The sequence below is a fragment of the Mycobacterium sp. genome, assembly GCF_049647605.1.
Lineage (GTDB): Bacteria > Actinomycetota > Actinomycetes > Mycobacteriales > Mycobacteriaceae > Mycobacterium.
This window is the reverse complement of record NZ_JBARXZ010000232.1, coordinates 21,856-44,134: the sequence shown is the minus strand read 5'-3', so window position 1 is coordinate 44,134 and position 22,279 is coordinate 21,856. Positions and strand designations below refer to the sequence as shown.

Sequence of the window (22,279 nt, the reverse complement as noted above, 5' to 3'; positions counted from 1 at the left end):
GCACCGGAGCCACCGCCCACACCGGAGCCCCCGGCCACCGCTGAACCGGACCCGACCACGCCGCCGGGCGGTCAGGTGGCCCCGGATCAACGGCAGGACCTCGCCGAGCGCATCGCGTTCGAGAAGCAGCTCCGCCAGAGTGACAACCAGAGCGTGCAGATCCTGGCGCTGCAGTACCAGGCCGGTCGCTGCGGCCAGGACGACGTGCTCGCCGGAAACGATGACCCGAACCTGCCGCTGGTGACCTGCTCGCAAGACGGAGCCACGGTCTACCTGCTGGACAAGTCGATCATCAGCGGTGAACAGATCGCCAATGCATCGTCGGGCTTCGACCAGCAGCAGGCGCGCTACATCGTCGACCTGGAGTTCAAGAGCGAAGCCGCCACCATATGGGCCGACTTCACCGCCGCCAACGTCGGCACCCAGACCGCATTCACACTGGACTCACAGGTGGTCAGCGCTCCCGCGATCCAGGAGGCGATCCCCGGCGGACGCACCCAGATCACCGGACAGTTCACCCAGCAGTCCGGTGCCGAGCTCGCCAACGTCCTCAAGTACGGCTCACTGCCACTGTCCTTCGAGTCCTCGGAGGCCGAGACGGTCTCGGCGACCCTCGGCTTGTCGTCGCTGCGGGCAGGCCTGCTCGCCGGTGCTGTCGGCCTGGCCGCGGTGCTGCTGTACTCGCTGCTGTACTACCGGCTGCTCGGCGTGCTGGTGGCACTGTCACTGGTTGCGGCCGGCGCGATGGTGTTCGCGATCCTGGTGCTACTGGGCCGCTACATCGGTTACACGCTGGACCTCGCCGGTATCGCCGGCTTGATCATCGGTATCGGAACCACAGCCGACTCGTTTGTGGTGTTCTTCGAACGCATCAAGGACGAGATCCGGGAAGGCCGGTCGTTCCGATCCGCGGTGCCACGCGGTTGGACGCGGGCGCGAAAGACCATCCTCTCGGGTAATGCCGTGACGTTCCTGGCCGCTGCAGTCCTGTACTTCCTGGCCGTCGGTCAGGTCAAGGGCTTCGCCTTCACGCTCGGGTTGACCACCGTGCTCGACGTCGTGGTGGTGTTCCTGGTGACCTGGCCGCTGGTGTTCCTCGCCTCGAAGTCCACCCTGCTCGCCAAGCCGGCCTTCAACGGCCTGGGTGCGGTGCAGCAGATCGCCCGGGAACGCCGGGCCGCGACTTCAGCGGGACGGGGGTAGGAACTCATGACTGACAACAAGACCGACAGTAAAAAGGCTGGCGTCGAGACCGTCGCCGGACAAGAACCACATCACGGCTTCTTCATTCGGCTGTACACCGGCACCGGCGCCTTCGAGGTCGTCGGTAGGCGGAGAATGTGGTACGCGATCAGCGGCGCCATCATGGTGATCGCCATTGCCGCGATGGTGTTGCGTGGCTTCAGCTTCGGTATCGACTTCGAGGGTGGCACCAAGGTCTCGATGCCACGCGGCGAGGCCGGCACCGAGCAAGTCGAACAGGTGTACCGGGACACTCTCGGCAATGCCCCGGAGTCGGTGGTCATCGTCGGCAGTGGACCGTCGGCCACCGTGCAGATCCGCTCCGAGACGCTGGACAACCAGCAGACCGCGGATCTGCGGCAAGCGCTGTTCGACCAGTTCCAGCCTGTCGGAGCCGACGGTCAGCCCAGTCTCCTGGCGATCAGCGACTCGGCGGTGTCCGAGACCTGGGGCGGGCAGATCACCGACAAAGCGTTGATAGCGCTGGTGGTGTTCCTGGCCCTGGTGTCGGTCTACATCACCATGCGCTACGAGCGCTACATGGCGATGGCGGCACTGGCGACCCTGGTGTTCGACCTCGTGGTCACCGCGGGTGTGTACGCACTGGTGGGATTCGAGGTCACACCGGCCACGGTCATCGGCTGGCTGACCATCCTCGGCTTCTCGCTGTACGACACGGTGATCGTGTTCGACAAGGTGGAGGAGAACACCGAAGGGTTCGAACACACCACCCGGCGGACGTTCGCCGAACAGGCCAACCTCGCGATCAACCAGACATTCATGCGGTCGATCAACACCAGTGTGATCTCGGTGCTGCCGATCGTGGCGCTGATGATCATCGCGGTCTGGATGCTCGGCGTGGGAACGCTGCAGGATCTGGCGCTGGTCCAGCTGGTCGGCGTTGTGGTCGGAACCTACTCGTCGATCTACTTCGCCACCCCGCTGCTGGTCAGCCTGCGCGAGCGCACCGAGAAGGTTCGGGTGCACAACCGTCGGGTGATGAACCGCCGGAACCGGGCCGCCGCCGCGGCCGCGTCACCAGACGCGGCCGGAACCGACGACGACACCGACACCACTGACGCAGCACCCGCAACGGTTTCCGTACCGTCGGAGCAGCCGAGCCCGGAAGCGCGACCGTCGCGTCCTTCGCGCCCGGCCCGTTCCTCCGGTCGCCCGACGGGCAAGCGCAGCCCTCGACGGAACTAGCCGCGATGGGTCTCGTATCCCGGCGCCTGACGGCCGTCGCGGTGGCGACGGTCGCCGTCCTGGTCGGTTCGATGGCTCTTGTCGGCTGTGGGAGCAGTACCGCCGACAAGATCGACTACGCCATCGACGGTGCGCTCATCACGTACAACACCAACACCGTCAACGGTGCCGCATCCGGTGGGGCGCAGGCATTCGCCCGTGTCCTGACCGGTTTCGGTTACCACGGGCCCGACGGCCAGGTGGTGGCCGACCACGACTTCGGGTCCATCGCCGTGGTGGGCCGTGAGCCACTTGTGCTGGACTATCAGATCGCCGACGACGCCGTGTACTCCGACGGCAAACCGGTCACCTGCGACGACATGGTGCTCACCTGGCTCGCCCAGTCGGGCCGCTTCCCGCAGTTCGATGCGGCCAGCCGCGCCGGCTACATCGACATCGCGAACATCGACTGCGAGCCGGGCCAGAAGAAAGCCCGGGTGTCGTTCGCGATCGACCGGGCTTTTGTCGACTACTCACAGCTGTTCACGGGCACCTCGCTGATGCCTTCGCATGTCATCGCCGACGACCTCGGCCTCGGCGACGGTGGTGTCACCCGTGCCCTGCAGGCCGCCGACCTGCCGGCCATCGACCGGATCGCGCAGGCCTGGAACACCATCTGGGATCTGCAGCCTGGCGCCGACCTGAGCAAGTTCCCGTCCTCGGGTCCGTACAAGATCGACACGGTGCGCGACGACGGAACCGTCGTGCTGGTGGCCAACGACATGTGGTGGGGCGCCAAGCCGCGGACCCCCACTGTCGTGGTGTGGCCGCGCGGCCTCTACGTCCAGGATCGGGTCAACGACGGCACCTTCGAGGTCGTCGACGTGTCGACGGGGTCGTCGGGCACGCTCACCACACCGGACAACTACGAGCGTGTCGACACCCCGTCCACCGGGATTGAACAGTTGATCTTCGCGCCGCAGGGCCCGCTGTCGCAGCCGGTGGAACGTCGTGCGCTGGCACACTGCACGCCACGGGACGTCATCGCGCAGAACGCCCGCGTGCCGGTCTCCAACGCCCGTCTCAACCCGGCCAACGAGGACGCGGTGGCGATGACCGAAAACGTTCCCGAGGCAGGGCCGTTCATGGCCGCCGATCCGGTCGCCGCCCGTGAGCTGCTGGAGAACCAGCCGCTGACCGTGCGGATCGGCTACCAGACCCCGAACGCCCGGCTCGCTGCCACCGTCGGCGCCATCGCGAAGTCCTGCGAAGCGGCGGGAGTCGACGTCATCGACGCGTCCTCGGATGTGGTGGGTCCGGAGGCGCTGCGGGCCGGACAGATCGACGTCCTGCTCGCCAGTACCGGCGGAGCAACCGGCAGCGGGTCCTCAGGGTCCTCGGTTGTGGACTCGTACACCCTGTTCGCGGGCAACGGCGACAATCTGTCGCGATACGCCAACGGACAGGTCGACGGCATCATCAGCGCACTGGCGGTCACCCTCGACCCCAAAGAACAGGTCCGCCTGTTCACCGAAGCCGCCCCGATGCTGTGGGCCGACATGCCGACGATGCCCTTGTACCGCCAGCAGCGGACCCTCATGACGTCGAAGAAGATCGAGGCCGTGACAAGCAATCCGACCCGGTGGGGTGCGGGCTGGAACATGGATCGCTGGGTGCTGAATTCGTGAGCGACTGACGTGGGCAGGAGATTCGGCCATGGGTGACGTGTCCGCTGTGGTGGCGTCGTTGACGCGCGAGGTTCCCGACTTCCCGGAACCGGGGATCCAGTTCAAGGATCTGACGCCGGTCCTCGCCGACCGCGACGGGCTGGCCGCGGTGACCGAGGCGCTGGCCGAGATCGCCGAGGGCGCCGATCTGGTGGCCGGTATCGACGCCAGGGGATTCCTGTTGGGGGCCGCGGTGGCGACTCGGTTGGGCACCGGGGTGCTGGCCATTCGCAAAGGCGGCAAGCTGCCGCCCCCGGTACATCGCCAGGAATACACCCTCGAGTACGGCACCGCGGTGTTGGAGATTCCGGCCGACGGGATCGAATTGGCCGGTCGCAAGGTGGTATTGCTCGATGACGTGTTGGCGACCGGGGGCACCTTGATCGCCGCGCATCGGCTGTTGCAGCAGAGCGGCGCCGAGGTCACGGTCGCCGCGGTGGTGCTGGAGCTGGCCGAACTGGGCGGTCGGGACCGCGTCGCGCCGCTGACGGTGCGGAGCCTACACACGGTCTGAAACGCGGTCCCGGGGCGACCGCCCGCGACGCGCGGCGGGCACGCGATAACCTGAGTGATACAGCGGTGAACTCCGCAGGGACAGGAGGTGGCGGCCCCTTGGCAGGTTCAGCCGACGACCATTCATCGGTGGCCACGCCGGTCGCTGCCCCCGGTCAGACCGTGCCCTCCGCTGAAGCGCGGGTGGAGACACCCAAGACCTCCTCGAGCGCCTCGCGGCGGGTCCGCGCGCGGCTGGCGCGGCGGATGACGGCGCAGCGCAGCGCCCTCAACCCGGTGCTGGAGCCGTTGGTGGCCGTGCACCGGGAGATCTACCCCAAAGCCGACCTGACACTGCTGCAGCGCGCGTATGCCGTTGCCGAGGAACGGCACGCCACCCAGCTGCGCCGCTCCGGGGATCCGTACATCACCCACCCGCTGGCCGTCGCCAACATCCTGGCCGAACTCGGGATGGACACCACCACGCTGGTGGCCGCCCTGCTGCACGACACCGTGGAAGACACCGGCTACACGCTGGAGGGCCTGACCGCGGAGTTCGGTGAAGAAGTCGGTCACCTGGTCGACGGTGTGACCAAGCTGGATCGAGTGGTGCTCGGCACCGCCGCTGAGGGCGAGACCATCCGAAAGATGATCATCGCGATGGCCCGGGACCCACGGGTGCTGGTGATCAAGGTCGCCGACCGTCTGCACAACATGCGCACCATGCGGTTCCTGCCACCGGAGAAGCAGGCCCGCAAGGCGCGTGAGACTCTGGAAGTCATTGCGCCACTGGCGCATCGGCTCGGTATGGCCACGGTCAAGTGGGAACTCGAGGACCTGTCGTTTGCGATCCTGCATCCCAAGAAGTACGAGGAGATCGTCCGGCTGGTCGCTGACCGGGCGCCGTCGCGGGATACCTATCTGGCCAAGGTGCGCGCCGAAATCATTGCGACGCTGAACTCGTCGCGCATCAGTGCCACGGTCGAAGGACGGCCCAAGCACTACTGGTCGATCTACCAGAAGATGATCGTCAAGGGTCGCGACTTCGACGATATCCATGATCTGGTGGGGGTGCGGATTCTCTGCGACGAGATCCGGGACTGTTACGCCGCAGTCGGCACCGTGCACTCGCTGTGGCAGCCGATGGCCGGCCGATTCAAGGACTACATCGCCCAACCCCGGTTTGGGGTGTATCAGTCGCTGCACACCACGGTGATCGGGCCGGAAGGCAAACCGCTGGAGGTGCAGATCCGCACCCGGGACATGCACCGCACCGCCGAGTACGGAATCGCTGCGCATTGGCGCTACAAAGAAGCCAAGGGCCGCAACGGGGTTTCTGCCAGCGCGGCCGAGATCGACGACATGGCCTGGATGCGACAGCTGCTCGACTGGCAGCGGGAAGCCGCGGACCCGGGGGAGTTCCTCGAATCCCTGCGCTACGACCTGGCTGTTCAAGAGATCTTCGTCTTCACCCCCAAAGGTGATGTTGTCACCCTGCCCGCAGGTTCCACCCCGGTGGACTTCGCCTACGCGGTGCACACCGAGGTCGGACACCGCTGTATCGGTGCCCGCGTCAACGGCCGTCTCGTCGCACTCGAACGCAAGCTCGAGAACGGCGAAGTAGTCGAGGTTTTCACCTCCAAGGCGCTCAACGCCGGGCCATCGCGGGACTGGCAGGGCTTTGTGGTCTCCCCGCGGGCCAAGGCCAAGATCCGGCAGTGGTTCGCCAAGGAGCGGCGTGAGGAAGCGCTGGAATCCGGCAAAGATGCCATCGCCCGCGAGGTGCGCCGCGGCGGACTTCCCTTACAGCGCTTGATGAATGCCGAGTCGATGGGTGCGCTGGCGCGCGAGCTGCGCTACACCGATCCCTCGGCACTCTACACCGCGGTGGGCGAGGGGCACATCTCCGCGCATCACGTGGTGCAGCGACTGCTCGCCACCCTCGGTGGCGCCGATGACGCCGAAGACGAGATCGCCGAGCGGTCCACACCGTCGACGGTGCCGACGCGGCACCGCAGCAGCGACGACGTCGGCATCGCGGTGCCCGGCGCGGCCGGCGTCCTGAGCAAGCTCGCCAAGTGCTGCACCCCGGTACCCGGTGACGACATCATGGGGTTCGTCACCCGCGGCGGCGGAGTCAGCGTGCACCGGACCGATTGCACCAACGCGACATCGCTGCAGGATCAGTCCGAACGGATCATCGACGTCGAGTGGGCGCCCGGGCCCAGTTCGGTGTTCCTGGTGGCGATCCAGGTGGAGGCACTGGACCGGCACCGGCTGCTCTCCGATGTCACCCGCGTGCTTGCCGACGAAAAGGTGAACATCCTCTCGGCGTCGGTCACCACGTCCGACGACAGAGTGGCGATCAGCCGCTTCACCTTCGAGATGGGCGACCCGAAGCACCTCGGCCATGTGCTCAACGTGGTGCGAAACGTCGAGGGTGTCTACGACGTCTACCGGGTGACCTCCGCCGCCTGACGAACCCGGGTGAGGGACGAGCCCGGGTGAGGAGTGGGGGCGGTTTGGGCAGGGCCGCCTGACGAACCCGGGTGAGGAGTGGGGGCGGTTTTGGGCAGGGCCGCCTGACGAGCCTGGGTGAGGGACGAGCCCGGCTAGGGCTGCGCCTGATCTGTGTAGCGGGCCATGCTGTTACGGCCAACGGGTGTGAGGGCGTATGTGCCGCGCTCGACGCGTTCGAACCAGCCGTAGTAGTCCTTCTGCATGATCTTCGCCGCGTTGGGGACGTCGCCGGCGGCACGCATGTCCGCCAACCGCATCGGTCCGTCGTGCAGGAGTTCGGCGCAGCGGACGGCCTCTTGGCGGTAGGCGGTGATCATCGGCACCCTGGTGGAGGAACCACCGAGGTTCGGGTCGCCGACGCGACGGGCGTGTTCGCCGAGGAGACGACCGACCTTGCGCTTGTTCTTGCGCGGCGCATACGGTGCCGGGTCGACCAGGACATCGGCACGGCGGCCCGTCACGACGATCAGACCCACCCCGAGCCGCCGGCACAATGTGCGAATCTGTTTGCTCTGTTTGGGGATTCGGCCAACGGCCAGATACACGGTATCGGTCAGGGTGAGGCGGTCGACGCCCTGCAGCAGTAGTCCGAGACTGAATGCGCTCTTGAGTTCGACGATCACCGGGGGCTCGTCGTCGCGCACTCCTACGACATCGCAGTGTGCCACTTCACCTTTGACAACGTAGCCCTGGCTTTCCAGTAGTGCTTTGACCGGCGGATACAGGTCGCTCTCCAGCGGCATGGGCAGCAGGTTAGCGGACAACGACCAGCTGCGGTGGGACCTGGGGGCCGCGCCTTGTCGTCTCCGGTCAGTTCCCGGTGATGGTGATGGATGCGAGCACCCGATATGGGGTTCCGGCCGCGTCGTGAGCGTCGAGTGACACCAGGTCACGGTGATCGCCGATGAACGTGGCGCTGGGATGGGATGCGGCGCGGCGGGCGGCGGTGAAGGGTGTGTAGGTGAAGGCGCCGGTGGCATCGATCCACCCGTAGCCCTTCGGGGTGCGCACCGACCGCGGTGTGAACTCCAACGTGTCGCCGCTTGCGGTGATCTGTCCTCTGACCGTGCCGTTCTGTCGCTCCAGTGACACGGTGGTGACCGTGGCCCGCAATCTGTTGATGCAGGTTGTCGGGGACTCCTCGGCCGCTGACGTGGCAGGCCGACCGACCGCTGGTGCCAACACAACCGGAGGGCCAGCTGAAGTTGTTTGCTGAGCTGCGCAGTCGGTGTGTTCTGGCACATCGGTGGCCGACAGCGCTCGTGCTGCTCCATGAATTGCACGTCTGATCAGCCGAAATCGCAACGACGGCGCATTCTGCTCGGTCGCCCGCATTCGTCCCCCATCGCAGCCGTGCCGGTGAGATGCCACCAACTGGCCTGAACCGTTTGCCCGGCCTTCGATGTTAAGTCCTCGTCAATATCGTGGCAAGGATCAGTGTGAGATGAATTTGTTTGCTGAAAGTTCACTGACGGATGGGGAGACGCGGTCAGTCCAGCCTGACCGAGGTGATGGTCACCGGGCGGGCGGGCTTGCCGTCGAGGTTGCCGCCGCCGACGCCCCGGGCAGCGATATCGTCCACCGTCTTCAGGCCCGTCTCATCGATGGCCCCGAACACCGTGTACGTCGGCGGGAGGCGGGAGTCGGCGTAGACGATGAAGAACTGGCTGCCGTTGGTGTCGACACCGGCATTGGCCATGGCAAGCGTGCCCCGCGGATACAGCACGGTCTTCGAGAGCGCTGGATCATCCGGCGGGTACTGATTCGTCGGGTACTCGTTGGCGAAGTCATAGCCGGGCCCGCCTGCCCCGGTGCCGGTAGGGTCGCCGCACTGGAGCACCGACAGGGAGTTGTTGGAGGTCAACCGGTGGCACGGAGTGTCATCAAAAAAACCCTGTTGGGCCAGGCTGACAAAGTTGTTGACCGTGCATGGCGCTTGCGCGTTGTCCAGTAGCAGTCCGACAGAGCCATCGTTGGTAGTCATCGTCGCGGTGACAAACGGCGGGTCGGTGGGCACCTTGCCGCTACGCGGCGGCCGGACCGGCTTGCTGGCAGGTCCACTGGTCGCGGGGTAGGTGCACGCCGAGCCGAGGCCGGCTGGTGGATCGAACTTGGGCAGGTCCGCAGGCAACGGGCGCGCTGTCAGCGGGGGAGCCGGGGCGTAGTCGATCCGCTCGAACTGGCTGTTGGCCCATGACATGAAGGAGGACACCGCGACAACAGCGGCCACCATCACGACCGTCATCGAGTACCCGACGATCAACCCGGCCACTGCCAGCCCACGCCCGTCCTCGCCGGAGCGTTTGATCTGCCACAGCGAGATGTGCCCGAAGATGACACCGAGCGGAGCCAACAGCACGGCGCTGAAGATCGAGGCGACGGCCAGCCCGTTGGTCTTTGGCTGCGGTTCCGGGTACGGATACTCCGGCGGTCCCTGCCAGTGGGGCGGTGGACCCGGCCACTGCGGGCCCGGGGGTGGACCGTACGGCGGCACCGACATCGCCGGTCAGTCCAGCTGTACCGAGGTGATCGTGACTTCCTCTGCCGGTGGGCCGTCCGCGCCGCGGCCGCCGACCCCTGCTTCGGCGATCTTGTCCAGTGTCTGCAGACCGGTCTCGTCGATGGTGCCGAACACCGTGTACTGCGGGGGCAGTTGTGACTCCTGGTACACGAGGAAGAACTGGCTGCCGTTGGTGTTGGGGCCTGCGTTGGCCATCGCAAGGGTGCCGCGCGGGTAGACCACCGGCATCTGGAGTCCCGGGTCACCCTGCGGGTACTGGTCGGTGGGGTACTCGTTGGCGAATTCGTAACCCGGCCCGCCGGTGCCCTGCCCGGTCGGATCGCCGCACTGCAATACCGACAGCGACGGAGATGTGGTCAGCCGGTGGCACGGGGTGTCGTTGAAATAGCCCTGCTGGGCCAGGCTGGCGAAGCTGTTGACCGTGCAGGGCGACTTGGCGTTGTCCAGCTGCAGCCCGATCTTGCCCTGCGAGGTCACCATGCTGACGCTGACCTGTGCCGGATCGGTGGGCACCCGGCCCGTACGCGGAGGCTTGTTGTCCTTACTGGCCGGCCGCGACGCCGGGTACTGGCAGTCGGCTCCGGTACTGGCCAGCGCGGTGAACTCCGGCAACTGGCCGGTGGCCGGCGGTGCAACGGTCGGAGCGTCGAACACCGATGAGGTGGGTTCGGAGGTCGACGCCGAAGCGGTTCCGCCGTTGGAGTCCTTGTTGGTGATGACAATGGTGGCCACCACGGCGGCGATCACCACCACTGCGGCGACCGATCCGCCGACGATGGTCAACATTCGGCGCTTCTTGGCCTGCTCCTCGCGGAGTTGGACCTGTCGCTCGAGTTCGCGTTTGGCTGCTTCTCGTCGTTCTTCGTTGCTCGGCACCGCCGACGCCCTCCGTGTTTCCTGGGTGGGTCGCTTACATTCTGTTGCTTTCGAGTGTGCCAGCCCGCGGCTGAAAGGTCGGTGTCGACCCGCGCGAACCCGGGCGTCGCATCCAGGTGAGAAACTGGTCGGCGTGCTGATCACGGGCTTCGCCACCGGACCGGGTGGCGTCAACTGCTATCTGGTCGCCCAATCGCAAGGTGGGCCGGCGGTGGTCATCGATCCCGCCGATGAGGCGGTGCCCACGCTCGAGTACTACTTCGAAGTCAACGGTTTCACCCCGGCGGCGGTGTTGCTCACCCACGGGCACCCCACTCACGCCGCGTCGGCGTTCGACCTGAGTGTCGGCTGGGGGATTCCCACCTACGTCCATCCCGCTGATCTGGCACTGCTGGCGCAGCTGGGAGACCATCAGCCGCCGATGGTGCTGGAGGTCCATGACGGTGACGAGTTGTCGATCGCCGATATCCTCGTGACTGTTGACCACACACCGGGACACACCGCAGGTTCGGTGGTGTACCGGGTACTCGCAGATTCCGATGAGGGCCCCGTCCCGGTGGTCTTCACCGGGGATGCGGCGCCCGCCGCGGTCCTGGAAAAGCTGATCGCCGTCGACAACACCGCCGTGGTCCTGCCGGGTCACGGTTCGTCCACCACCATCGGCGCCTACCGCCGATTCAACCGCGAACCGCAGGAGAACTGACGTACCCGTGAGTGAGTTCAAGGCGCCCAAAGGCATACCCGACTATCTGCCACCGGATTCGGCCCAGTTCGTGGCGGTTCGCGACGGTTTGCTCGCTGTGGCCCGCCAGGCCGGTTACGGCGATGTCGAATTGCCGATCTTCGAGGACACCTCTCTGTTCGCGCGGGGGGTGGGCGAGTCCACCGATGTGGTCTCCAAGGAGATGTACACCTTCGCCGACCGTGGCGATCGGTCGGTGACGCTGCGCCCGGAAGGGACCGCAGGCGTGATGCGGGCGGTGATCGAACACGGCCTCGACCGCGGTGCCCTGCCGGTCAAGCTCTGCTATTCCGGGCCGTTCTTCCGCTACGAGCGTCCACAGGCCGGCCGGTACCGGCAGCTGCAGCAGGTGGGTGTGGAAGCGATCGGGGTCGACGATCCCGCGTTGGACGCGGAGGTGATCGCCGTCGCCGATGCCGGGTTCCGGTCGCTGGGGCTCAGCGACTTCCGACTGGAACTCACGTCGCTGGGCGATGACAGCTGCCGCCCCGCTTACCGGCAGCTACTGCAGGACTTCCTGTTCACGTTGGAGCTCGACGAGGCCACCCGGGCGCGGGCGCAGATCAACCCGCTGCGGGTTCTCGACGACAAACGACCCGAGGTACGGGCCATGACGGCCGATGCCCCGCTGATGCTCGACCACCTCTCGGAGGCGGCCAAGGCGCATTTCGACACGGTGCTGGCGCACCTGGACCGGCTCGGGGTGCCGTATGTGATCAACCCGCGGATGGTCCGGGGCCTGGACTACTACACAAAGACGACGTTCGAGTTTGTCCACGATGGGCTGGGGGCACAGTCGGGGATCGGTGGCGGTGGCCGCTACGACGGGTTGATGAGTCAGCTCGGCGGTCAGGACCTCTCCGGGATCGGGTTCGGGTTGGGGGTGGACCGGACCCTGCTGGCGCTGCGTGCCGAGGGCAAGACGGTGGGCTCGGCGGCGCGGGTCGATGTGTTCTGCGTGCCGCTGGGCGAGGAGGCCAAGCTCGAGTTGGCGGTGCTGGCTGCGGCCTTGCGGGCGGCGGGTGTTCGGGTCGATCTGGCCTACGGCGATCGCAGCCTCAAGAGTGCGATGAAGGGTGCCGATCGCTCGGGTGCCTCGGTGGCGCTGGTGGCCGGTGATCGCGATATCGAGGCTCGCACCGTCGGCGTCAAGAACCTCGCCACCGGCGAACAAGTGGATGTCAGCTTCGATGCGGTTGTCGCCGAGGTGCTTTCGCGGCTGGCCCGCTGACCCCCATCTTCCGCACCCCCGACGAGCGCGCGCATTTGTACAAGAACTACCGCGTGTTGCCGTACAGACACGCGCGCTCGCGGGAACGTTAGATGGCCATCGCGGCGCGGACGTCGTCCTCGGAGGCCGAGCCGCCGGTGCCGCTGGAGGTGACGCGGCCGGCCTCCAGGATGTAGTACTGCTGCGCCGATTCCAGCGCAAATCCGATGTGCTGCTCGACCAACAGCACCCCGAGATCACCCCGCCGGGTCAACTCCGTGATGGCCTCTTCGATCTCGTGCACCACCGACGGCTGGATGCCTTCGGTGGGCTCATCGAGAATCAGCGTTTTCGGCCCGGTGATCAGGGCCCGCGCGATCGCCAACTGCTGCCGCTGCCCGCCGGAGAGCAGACCGGCGCGCCGCGTCAGCAGTTCCTTGAGGGCCGGGAACAGGTCCAGCTGCTCATCGATCAGCTGCTTGCCGTTCTTACGGCCATCGGCGATCACCTGCAGATTCTCCATCGTCGTCAACTGCCCGAACGACTGTTGTCCTTGCGGCACATAGGCCAGACCGCGGGCCACCCGGGCCGACGGTCGCAACTTGGTGATGTCCGCACCGTCGAACAGCACCTTGCCCGCACTGCACTTGAGCAGCCCGACCGCGGCGCGCAGCAGCGTCGTCTTGCCCGCGCCGTTGTGCCCCATCACCGCGGCCACCCCGTCGGAGGGCACCTCGACACTCACCCCGTGAATGACCTCGGACCGGCCGTAGCCGGACCGCACGTCGACCAGTTGCAGCATCAGGAGTCCTTTTCCTCGAGTTCGATGCCGTCGGCGCCGGCCGCCGCCGTGCCCAGATAGACCTCCTGGACCTTCGGGTTGGCCTGTACCTCGGCCACGGTGCCCTCGGCGATCACCTGGCCACGCGCCAGCACCGTCACCGAGGTGGCGAACGCCCGCATGAAGTCCATGTCGTGCTCGACCACCACCACGGTGCGTTCGGCGCCGATGCGTCGCAACAGGTTGCCGGTTTCCTCGCGTTCCTCGGTGCTCATCCCGGCGACCGGTTCGTCGAGGAGCAGCACGTCGGCGTTCTGCACCAACAACATCCCGATCTCCAGCCACTGCTTCTGCCCGTGCGCCAGCACTCCGGCGGGTTTGTCGGCCAGATGTCCCAGCCCGGTGATCTCCAGGGCCTCCTCGATCGACGGCAGCACCTCCGAGCGGCGGCGCAACAGCGTCCACCAGGAGCGGTCCGCGCCGGCGGCGATGTCGAGGTTCTGCAGCACCGTGAGTTTCTCGAACACGCTGGCGGTCTGGAAGGTGCGCCCCACGCCGAGTCTGGCGATCTGATGCACCTTCTTGCCCAACAGTTCGGTACCGGACTTGCTGATGGACCCGCTGGCCGAGACCAGACCGGTGATCGCGTCGATCACCGTGGTCTTACCGGCGCCGTTGGGGCCGATCAGGAAGCGGAGATCGCCTTGTAACAGGGTCAGATCGACACCGCTGACCGCCTTGAATCCATCGAAATCCACTGTGAGACCACGAACTTCGAGGTACTGCGAGCCCATGCCGGCATTGCCGCCGGCCTTGGGGGCGCGCTCTGTTGTGACGTCCGGGCGGGTCATGACCGGGCACCCACTTTCTCGTTCTCGACGTGCGGGTCGGGGTCGGGGTCCGCGGCGGCTTTCTTGCGGCGCTTCAGGAATACCGCCAGCCCGGCGAATCCGGCCGGGAAGAAACCGACGACAACGATGAACAACAGTCCTTGGGCGTAGGTCCACTCCGACGGAAAGCGTTCGGAGAACAGGGTTTGTGCCCAGGCGACGCCGATCGCGCCGAGTACCGGACCGAGCAGGGTGGTCCGCCCACCGATGGCCACTCCGATGAGGAATGCGATCGAGGGCAGGACGCCCACTTGCGAGGGGGCGATGAATCCGACGATCGGCGCGAACAGGGCACCGGCGATGCTGGCGAACAGCGCGGCGACGGAGTAGGCCACCACCTTGATGTTGGCCGGGTCATAGCCCAGGAAACGCACCCGCTCTTCGCCGTCGCGCACCGCCACCAACAGCTCGCCGTACCGGCTCAGCATGAGTTGGCGGACCACGGCGACCACGAGCAACAGCACACCCGCTGCGATGAAGTACAGCATCCGCCGGTTCACCGGATCATTGAGGGTGAATCCGAAGAAGGTGCGAAACCTGTTGAGGCCGTTGGATCCACCGAGGCCGGTCTGCCCGACGAGCAGGATCGCCAGCGCGGCCGCCAGCGCTTGCGACAGGATCGCGAAGTACGCACCCTTGACCCGGCGCTTGAACACGCCGAATCCCAGCGCCGCGGCGATCCCGGTCGGGATCACGACGATCGCGACGAGGGTGAACAGGGGAGAGGCGAAAGGCTGCCAGTAGCCGGGTAATTCGCGCACTCCCTGGATCTGCATGAAGTCGGGCACGCTGTCGCCGGCCAACTCGGCATCGGCAATCTTGAGGTGCATCGCCATGATGTAACCGCCGAGGCCGAAGAACACGCCCTGCCCCAGGACCAGCATGCCGCCGCGGCCCCAGGCCAGCCCGATACCGACGGCGACGATCGCGAAGCACAGGAATTTCCCGAGCAGGCTCAGCCGGAAATCGGAGAGCACAGCCGGCGCAATCCCGAACAGCACCACGGCGGCGACGGCGAACCCTGCCCACGTCTGCCACCTGCCGAGGACGCGCGTCATACGAGACTCCTTGTCCGAACGGTGAACAGGCCCTGCGGACGGACCTGCAGGAAGATGACGATGATCACGAACAAGATCACCTTGGCCAGTGACGCGGTGGTGTTGTACTCGATGAACGAGTTGAGGAAGCCGAGCGCAAACGCCGCTATCACCGTGCCCTTGATCTGGCCGAGGCCGCCGACCACCACAACCAGGAACGCGTCGATCAGATAGCTCTGCCCGATCGTCGGGCTGGTCGAGCCGATCAGCGTCAGTGCCACACCGGCGACGCTGGCCAGGCCCGACCCGATGAAGAATGTGGTGATATCGGTGCGGCGCGACGAAATGCCGCTCGTCTCAGCCAGATCCCGGTTGGCCACCACGGCACGGATCCGGCGGCCCATCGGGCTGGTCTTGAGGACCACGGCCAGCACCGTGACGCAGACGATCGCCAGGACCAGGATGAAGATCCGGGTTTTGGGGACCACCGCGCCGAGGATCTCGACTCCGCCGGACAGCCACGCGGGCGCGATCACGTTGACCGCAGGTGCGCCGAAGATGTCGCGGGCCACCTGTTGCAGGATGAGTCCCACACCGAAGGTCACCAGCAGGGTGTCCAGTGGGCGGTCGTACATCCGCTGGATCAGCGTGACCTCCAGCAGCACCCCGAGTGCGCCGCCGACCACAAAGCCGACGAGCAGCGAAACCAGCAGTGACACACCGGCGTCGGAGATGATCTGCTGCACCACGTAGGCGGTGTAGCAGCCGGCCATGATGAACTCGCCGTGCGCCATGTTGATGACGCCCATTTGACCGAACGTCAGGGACAGACCAAGTGCAGCCAACAACAGGATCGAGCCGAGGCTCAATCCCGTTGTCAGCTGTCCGATGAGGACATCCATCTACCCGGACAGGCCTTCTGCCCAGGGGTACGAATTCAGGAACGGATCCGGCTCGATGGGGCCGGGGGATTCCCAGACGGTGTAGATGAGGCCGTCGGGGCGGATCTCGCCGATCCGGGCGGTCTTGGTGATGTGGTGGTTCCCGCCGTCGATCGTGACCAGACCCTCGGGCGCGTCGAAGGTCACGCCGTCGGCGTTGTCCTGAATGGCCTTGGTGTCGAACGCCCCGGCCTTTTCGGCGGTGTTCTTCCACAGATAGACCGACGTGTAGGCGGCCTCCATCGGATCCGACGTCGGCTTGTCGGCGCCGTAGGCGTTCTTGTAGGCCTCGACAAAAGCGTTGTTCACCGGGGTGTCGATGGTCTGGTAGTAGTCCCAGGCGGTCAGCTGGCCGGCGATGTTCTCGACTCCGATGCCGCCCACCTCTTCTTCGGCGATGGACACCGACACCACCGGCATGATCTCCGGAGTCAGGCCCACGTTCTTGTACTCGCGGAAGAAGGCGACATTGGAGTCGCCGTTGAGGGTGTTGAACACCGCGTCGGCGCCGGCGGTGCGCACCTTGTTGACGATGGTGGAGAAGTCGGTCGAGCCCAGCGGCGTGTAGTCCTCGCCCAGGATCGCGATCCCGTTGGCTTCGGCGTAGGCCTTGATGATGCGGTTGGCGGTCTGCGGGAACACGTAGTCGCTACCGACCAGGTAGAGCGAGGTGACGCCCTGTTCCTTGAGGTAGTCGAGCGCCGGGACGATCTGCTGGTTGGTGGTGGCGCCGGTGTAGAAGATGTTCGGGGAGGCCTCGAGGCCCTCGTACTGCACCGGGTAGTACAGCAGCGAGTCGGCGCTTTCGAACACCGGCAGCATCGCCTTGCGACTGGAGGACGTCCAGCCACCGAAGACCGCGGCCACGCAGTCGCTGCTGATCAGCTTCTCGGCCTTCTCGGCGAACACGGTGGGCTCGGAGGCGCCGTCCTCGCCGATGAGTTCGATTTGCTTACCGAGCACGCCGCCGCCGGCGTTGATCTCGTCCACGGCCAATTTGATGGCGTCCCGGACGGTGACCTCGGAGATCGCCATGGTGCCCGACAGCGAGTTCAGTGAACCCACCTTGATTGTTGGCCCGTCGGTGTCGACGCATGATGCCGCGCCGGCCGCCTCGGTGTCGGTGGCTTTGCTGCCGCAGCCGCTCAAGATCAGACTGGCCGCAAAGAACGCACCTCCGGCGGCCATTGCGGACCGGGTCAGAGAGGCGCGTTGGAGACGCACAGATCCTCGCATCGAGAGCCTTTCGTGAAATGTGAGAACGGATCGCGACGGGTAAAAGACCTTGCCAAACGAGTCCCGAACCGACCGACACCTCCCGCGGGTGCCGATTTCGGACGTTAGAGGCGTTATGTTTCTGAGAAATATCTGTGTGTCACGAACGGATTAACCTGGTGGTGAGCAGGGGTGCAGTGGGTGGGTGGCAGGGCGGGTCGGGGCTTAGCTGGCAGTGTCGAGCGGGCCGTTCCGGGCGAACTCGGGGGCCTTGACGGGGCTGTAACGATCAGAAGGCGGAGGTAGATATGACCACCATGGGAAAAGCGTCATTCACAGTTGGGGCAGCGGTGGTACTCGCTGCTGCCGGGATCGCCGGTTCGGGCGTCGCCACCGCTGAACCGGTCGGCCAGCAGGTCAGGTACACCCTGGTGTCGGCGGGTGCCTACGAGTTCGACCTGTTCTACGTCACCTCCCAGCCGCCCAGCATGGAGGCGTTCAACGCCGACGCGTACGCCTACGCCAAGCGCGAGAAGGTCCATCTGGCGCCCGGGGTGCCGTGGGTGTTCGAAACCACCATGGAAGACCCGCAGTGGGCGATTCTGACCGTGAGCAGCACCACCCGCGGCGGCCAGGCCGCCCCGAACGCTCATTGCGACATCGCCGTCGACGGCCAGGTGCAGGTCGCCCAGGACGATCCCTACAACGTCCGGTGCCAGCTGTCGAAGTGGTGATTTAGGGGCCGCGCCCATTGCATCTTTGTCGAACATGTGTTCGCATTGATGGATGCGATGGGCGGCTCAGGGTGTGCATGTGGATGACGGGGCATTGCCCGGTCTGCAGCGCATCGGCTTCGTGCGCAGTGTGCAAACCCCGCAGTTCGACGGCATCACTTTTCACGAGGTGCTGTGCAAGTCGGCGCTCAACCGGGTGCCCGAGCCGCGGGCCGATGTGGCCGGCCGGGCGGCTCCGGCGATGCTCCCTTTCAGCTGGACGGTCAACGGTTTTCGTGGCTGCTCCCATGCCTGCCGCTACTGCTTCGCTCGGCCCACCCACGAGTACCTGGATCTGGATTCCGGTGCTGACTTCGACTCCCAGGTGGTCGTGAAGACCAATGTCGTCGACGTGCTGCGCCGCGAGCTCAGCCGGCCGGGATGGCGCCGCGAGATGGTGGCGCTGGGCACCAACACCGACCCGTATCAGCGGGCCGAGGGGCGATATGAGTTGATGCCGGGCATCATCGGCGCACTCACCGACTTCCGCACCCCGTTCTCCATTCTCACCAAGGGCACGCTGCTGCGCCGCGACCTGCCGTTGATCGCCGACGCGGCCACCAGAGTGCCGGTGTCGGTGTCGGTGTCACTGGCCATCGGGGATCACGAACTGCATCGCGAGGTGGAGCCGGGCACCCCCACGCCGCACGCGCGGCTGCAGCTGATCTCGGCGATCCGCGCTGCCGGGCTGGACTGTCATGTCATGGTCGCGCCGGTGTTGCCTTACCTGACCGATTCGGTGGAGCACCTGGACATCCTGCTGGGGCAGATCGCGGAGGCGGGCGCCACCGGCGTGACGGTGTTCGGTCTGCATCTGCGCGGTTCGACGAGGGGCTGGTTCATGGAGTGGCTGGCCCAGGCCCATCCGGACCTGGTGGCCCGCTACCGGCACCTCTACCGCCGGGGTGCCTATCTGCCGGAGGAGTACCGCACGATGCTGCGGGAGCGGGCTGCGCCGCTGGTGCAGAAGTATCAGCTCACCGGCGACCAGCGGCGGTTCTGGCGGAGTGTGCAGCCTGCCGCTGAACCGGAGTTGCAGCCGACGTTATTCTGAATCGCCCTGTGCCGTCTTGAATGTCATGACATCCATGTTCCAGTAGCCGCGCATATTGGCGATCTTGCCGTCGCCGTTCACCCGGTAGGTGAACACGCCGCGCACTTCGCTGGAGAAGCCGCCCTCGAACTCGCTGCGCAGGATCAGGATGTGGGCGATCTCGTCGGGGGAGCTGGAGGGGAAGGTTTCCTCGCAGGTGATGCGGAGGTTGTTCGTGGCGATGTTGGTGTCGTAGAACGCCGAGACCGCATCCTTGCCGCGCACTCCGGTGCCGTCCGGATTGGTGATCGCCTCCCCGATGGGATCCTCGATCACCACGTCGTCGGCCATCAGTGCCAGCCAGGCGTCCTTGTCGTGTGCCTGAACGGCCTTCCAGGACTTCTGGGACGCGGCCAACGCCGGTGACACGTCGGTGCTGGGCTGACTCATCGGTTCTCCCTCGGATCTGATCTACCCGCTGACTGCTGTAGACACAATAGCGGGAGTGTTCAGTGCTGTTGGCGGTTCCGGCGGAAGCATTTCCGCGACGCGCACAGTCCAGGAATCGTCGCCGGCTCAGGCGAATTCGTCGGTCAGCGCCGAGGTCAGCACACTCAAGGGCAGGCCGCCGAGATCGAGGGCGCGGCGGTGGAACTCTTTGAGTGGTACCCCCGTGGCGGTGACCTGCCGACGCAGTTGCTGCCAGATGCGTTGTCCAACAGCGTAAGACGGAGCCTGGCCGGGCCAGCCGAGATAGCGGTCGAGCTCGAAGCGCAGATTTTCCTGCGCCATCGCGCTGTGCGTCGTCAGGAAATCCCAGGCCGTCGCCGCATCCCACCGGCCACCACCGGGGGCATCGCGCCCGCAGTGCACGCCGATGTCGATCACCACTCGGGCGGCGCGGAAGCGTTGAGCGTCCAGCATGCCCAGCCGGGCACCGGGGTCGTCGAGCCACCCCAGCTCGGCCATCAACCGCTCGGCGTAGAGGGCCCAGCCTTCGCCGTGACCGGACACCCAGCACGCCAGGCGACGCCAGCGGTTGAGCTCATCGGCGAGAACCACGGCCCGGCCGATCTGCAGATGGTGTCCGGGCACCCCCTCGTGGAACACCGTGGTGGTTTCCTGCCAGGTGTGGAACTCCTGCACCCCCGGCGGCACAGACCACCACATCCGGCCGGGCCGGGTGAGGTCCTCCGACGGTCCGGTGTAATAGATCCCGCCGTTCTGGGTGGGTGCGATCCGGCATTCCAGGGTGCGTAGCGGGTCGGCGATGTCGAAATGGGTGTCGGCCAGCGCGGCCACCGCCCGGTCGGACAGGTCCTGCATCCAGCGCTGCAGGGCATCGGTGCCGGTGATGGCATAACGGCTGTCGCTGTCGAGCAGCTGCATCACCGCCGCCACGCTCTGGCCGGGGTAGAGCGTCGCAGCGACCGACTCCTGCTCGGCGACAATGCTCTCCAGCTGCTGCAGCGCCCAGTCGTAGGTTTCGTCGAGGTCGATCTCGGCGCCGAGGAAGGCGCGCGAGTGCAGCCGGTAGGCGTCCCGCCCGCAGGCGTCGGTGGTGCCGGCCCCAGGGGCGATCTCGGTGCGCAACACCTCGGCCAACATGCCGTACGCGGCGGCGGCCTGGTCGGCATGGCGGGCGAGATCGGTGTTGAGGAGGGGACTCTTGGCTGGATCGCCGGCGACCATCGCGACATACAGCCCCTGCGTGCGAACGGCCTGGGCGATGCCGCGCTGCACCTGGCGGAGGGCGGGTCCGCGCCCGCGGGAGCCGGCATCGCGTAGTGCGGCGACGTAGCCGCTGACCCGCTCGGGTACCTGGGCCAACCGCCGGTCGATCACGGCCCAGTCGGAGTCGGTGTCGGTGGCCATCAGGTCGAACACGTTGCGCATGGTCTGCAGCGGTGAGTCGATGACGTTCAGTTCGCCGACGTCGAGGCCGGCGTCGTGCAGTTCCAGGGCCACGCCGAGGCGCTCCCGCATGGCGGCGACGGTCACCCGGTCGGTGTTGTCCACCGCGGTGACGGCGTCGAGTTCGGCCAATGTCGCCCGCGCCGCGTCGGCGCGGGCGGCCACCCCGTCGGGGGAGTAGTCGGTGAGCTCGTCGTCGTGCCCGAGCACCCCGAGTTGTGTTGCCGCGCAGGGATCCAACGCGGCAAAGGTGTCCAGATGACGTTCGGCGATGGCGTCGACCGCCGTGATGGCCCTACCCAAGGTTGCCGGCCGCAAACGTGTCGCACGCCGCCGGGTCGCCTGTCCGGTAGCCCTGCGTGAACCACGTCTGTCGCTGCTCTGCCGAACCGTGGGTCCACGCCTCGGGATTGACCCGGCCGGTGGCGGCTTTCTGGATGCGGTCATCGCCCACCGACGCCGCGGCCGAGAGTGCGTCGTCGATGTCCTTGTCGGTCAACGGTTCCAGATAGGTGACATCGGTGCCGGGCTGCTTGGTGATCGCCGCGTAGTGGGCCCACACCCCGGCGTAACAGTCGGCCTGCAGTTCGGTGCGCACCCCGTTGCCGGTGGGGCCCTGGGCGCCCTGCTGTGCGCGGCCGAGGTTGCCGAGGAGGTTCTGCACATGGTGGCCGTACTCGTGAGCCACCACGTATTCCTGCGCCAGTGGTCCACCGCTGGAACCGAATTGATCGACCAGCACGTAGAAGAAGGCGGTGTCGAAGAAGGCAGTCTGGTCGGCCGGGCAGTAGAACGGGCCTACCTCACTGGTGGCCGGACCGCAGGCGGTGTCGACCGACCCGGTGAACAGATGCACCTGCGGCCGGGTGTAGTCCGGCATCAGCTGTGCCCACACCTGGTCCACGGAGTTGCCGGTGGCGATCACCCGGCAGTCGACGTTGCTGTTGGCGTCCACTCCGCTGCGGCACTGGCTGATGTCGACACCGGGGGCCTGCACTCCGTCGGTGTCCAGACCCTGCTGGCTGAGGATGTTGCCGGGGTCCACTCCGAGGAACACCGCCAGCACCACGATCAGCAGGCCGCCGACTCCACCGCCGACGGCCAAGCCGCGGCCGGGTCCACGGCCACCACTGGACCGGGTGGTACTGGTGTCGATCTGCATGCCCTCGTTGAAGGTCAT

At 66.4% G+C, this 22,279-nt stretch carries 21 protein-coding genes; 9 read left to right on the top strand and 12 right to left on the bottom strand.

Features of this window, described 5'->3' with window-relative positions; genetic code table 11:
* From secD to WBB07_RS28960, 5 genes are all read left to right on the top strand, one after another.
* The coding region (gene secD, locus WBB07_RS28980; RefSeq protein ID WP_526313133.1) for a protein translocase subunit SecD at positions 1-1,203 on the top strand (1,203 nt) is incomplete at its 5' end.
* 6 nt (positions 1,204-1,209) lie between these two features.
* Positions 1,210-2,448 carry a protein translocase subunit SecF gene (secF, locus tag WBB07_RS28975; RefSeq protein ID WP_526313131.1) on the top strand — a complete coding sequence of 413 codons (1,239 nt, stop codon included), beginning with the start codon at positions 1,210-1,212 and terminating at the stop codon, positions 2,446-2,448.
* A gap of 5 nt (positions 2,449-2,453) precedes the next feature.
* Positions 2,454-4,115: an ABC transporter substrate-binding protein gene (locus WBB07_RS28970; protein WP_526313129.1), complete on the top strand. Its 1,662-nt coding sequence runs from the start codon at positions 2,454-2,456 to the stop codon at positions 4,113-4,115.
* 28 nt (positions 4,116-4,143) lie between these two features.
* A complete protein-coding gene (locus WBB07_RS28965) occupies positions 4,144-4,668 on the top strand; it encodes an adenine phosphoribosyltransferase (protein ID WP_526313127.1) in 525 nt (174 codons plus the stop codon).
* 98 nt (positions 4,669-4,766) lie between these two features.
* Complete coding sequence (locus WBB07_RS28960) at positions 4,767-7,124, top strand: RelA/SpoT family protein (RefSeq protein ID WP_526313125.1); 2,358 nt, start codon at positions 4,767-4,769, stop codon at positions 7,122-7,124.
* A gap of 134 nt (positions 7,125-7,258) precedes the next feature.
* On the opposite strand, the gene WBB07_RS28955 is transcribed toward WBB07_RS28960, so the two are convergent.
* From WBB07_RS28955 to WBB07_RS28940, 4 genes are all read right to left on the bottom strand, one after another.
* A complete protein-coding gene (locus tag WBB07_RS28955; RefSeq protein WP_526313123.1) occupies positions 7,259-7,909 on the bottom strand; it encodes a DUF2161 domain-containing phosphodiesterase in 651 nt (216 codons plus the stop codon).
* A 67-nt stretch (positions 7,910-7,976) separates the two neighbouring features.
* Complete coding sequence (locus tag WBB07_RS28950) at positions 7,977-8,258, bottom strand: hypothetical protein (RefSeq protein ID WP_526313121.1); 282 nt, start codon at positions 8,256-8,258, stop codon at positions 7,977-7,979.
* 397 nt (positions 8,259-8,655) lie between these two features.
* Positions 8,656-9,666, bottom strand: a complete 1,011-nt coding sequence (locus tag WBB07_RS28945) for a peptidylprolyl isomerase (protein WP_526313119.1) — start codon at positions 9,664-9,666, stop codon at positions 8,656-8,658.
* Between the two features lie 6 nt (positions 9,667-9,672).
* Positions 9,673-10,563, bottom strand: coding sequence for a peptidylprolyl isomerase (locus WBB07_RS28940; RefSeq protein ID WP_526313117.1), 891 nt, complete (start codon positions 10,561-10,563; stop codon positions 9,673-9,675).
* A gap of 133 nt (positions 10,564-10,696) precedes the next feature.
* Between WBB07_RS28940 and WBB07_RS28935 the strand changes: the two genes are divergently transcribed.
* A complete protein-coding gene (locus WBB07_RS28935; protein WP_526313115.1) occupies positions 10,697-11,266 on the top strand; it encodes an MBL fold metallo-hydrolase in 570 nt (189 codons plus the stop codon).
* A 7-nt stretch (positions 11,267-11,273) separates the two neighbouring features.
* The gene (gene hisS, locus WBB07_RS28930; protein WP_526313114.1) at positions 11,274-12,536 is read left to right on the top strand and encodes a histidine--tRNA ligase; all 1,263 of its coding nucleotides are present in this window, start codon (positions 11,274-11,276) and stop codon (positions 12,534-12,536) included.
* A gap of 88 nt (positions 12,537-12,624) precedes the next feature.
* Here hisS and urtE read toward each other — a convergent pair whose 3' ends face one another.
* Genes urtE through urtA form a run of 5 tightly spaced genes read right to left on the bottom strand, consistent with a single transcriptional unit; the run spans position 12,625 to position 17,352 of the window.
* On the bottom strand, positions 12,625-13,317 hold the full coding sequence (gene urtE / locus WBB07_RS28925; protein ID WP_526313112.1) for an urea ABC transporter ATP-binding subunit UrtE: 693 nt from the start codon (positions 13,315-13,317) through the stop codon (positions 12,625-12,627).
* Positions 13,317-14,147, bottom strand: a complete 831-nt coding sequence (gene urtD, locus WBB07_RS28920) for an urea ABC transporter ATP-binding protein UrtD (RefSeq protein WP_526313110.1) — start codon at positions 14,145-14,147, stop codon at positions 13,317-13,319. The genes urtE and urtD overlap by 1 nt, the downstream gene beginning before the upstream one ends.
* A complete protein-coding gene (gene urtC / locus WBB07_RS28915) occupies positions 14,144-15,244 on the bottom strand; it encodes an urea ABC transporter permease subunit UrtC (protein ID WP_526313108.1) in 1,101 nt (366 codons plus the stop codon). The genes urtD and urtC overlap by 4 nt, the downstream gene beginning before the upstream one ends.
* Positions 15,241-16,125, bottom strand: a complete 885-nt coding sequence (gene urtB / locus WBB07_RS28910; protein WP_526313106.1) for an urea ABC transporter permease subunit UrtB — start codon at positions 16,123-16,125, stop codon at positions 15,241-15,243. The genes urtC and urtB overlap by 4 nt, the downstream gene beginning before the upstream one ends.
* Positions 16,126-17,352 carry an urea ABC transporter substrate-binding protein gene (urtA, locus tag WBB07_RS28905; RefSeq protein WP_526313104.1) on the bottom strand — a complete coding sequence of 409 codons (1,227 nt, stop codon included), beginning with the start codon at positions 17,350-17,352 and terminating at the stop codon, positions 16,126-16,128.
* A 335-nt stretch (positions 17,353-17,687) separates the two neighbouring features.
* Between urtA and WBB07_RS28900 the strand changes: the two genes are divergently transcribed.
* Entirely contained in the window at positions 17,688-18,113 is a 426-nt protein-coding gene (locus WBB07_RS28900) for an Rv2576c family protein (protein ID WP_526313102.1), read from the top strand.
* Between the two features lie 52 nt (positions 18,114-18,165).
* Complete coding sequence (locus WBB07_RS28895; RefSeq protein WP_526313100.1) at positions 18,166-19,206, top strand: Rv2578c family radical SAM protein; 1,041 nt, start codon at positions 18,166-18,168, stop codon at positions 19,204-19,206.
* On the opposite strand, the gene WBB07_RS28890 is transcribed toward WBB07_RS28895, so the two are convergent.
* The 3 genes from WBB07_RS28890 to ypfJ all read right to left on the bottom strand — a co-directional run bounded on the left by WBB07_RS28890 (position 19,198) and on the right by ypfJ (position 22,279).
* A complete protein-coding gene (locus WBB07_RS28890) occupies positions 19,198-19,635 on the bottom strand; it encodes a nuclear transport factor 2 family protein (RefSeq protein ID WP_526313098.1) in 438 nt (145 codons plus the stop codon). The two genes, WBB07_RS28895 and WBB07_RS28890, sit on opposite strands and share 9 nt — an antisense overlap.
* A 126-nt stretch (positions 19,636-19,761) precedes the next feature.
* Positions 19,762-21,402: a DUF885 domain-containing protein gene (locus tag WBB07_RS28885; RefSeq protein ID WP_526313096.1), complete on the bottom strand. Its 1,641-nt coding sequence runs from the start codon at positions 21,400-21,402 to the stop codon at positions 19,762-19,764.
* Complete coding sequence (gene ypfJ / locus WBB07_RS28880; RefSeq protein WP_526313094.1) at positions 21,395-22,279, bottom strand: KPN_02809 family neutral zinc metallopeptidase; 885 nt, start codon at positions 22,277-22,279, stop codon at positions 21,395-21,397. The genes WBB07_RS28885 and ypfJ overlap by 8 nt, the downstream gene beginning before the upstream one ends.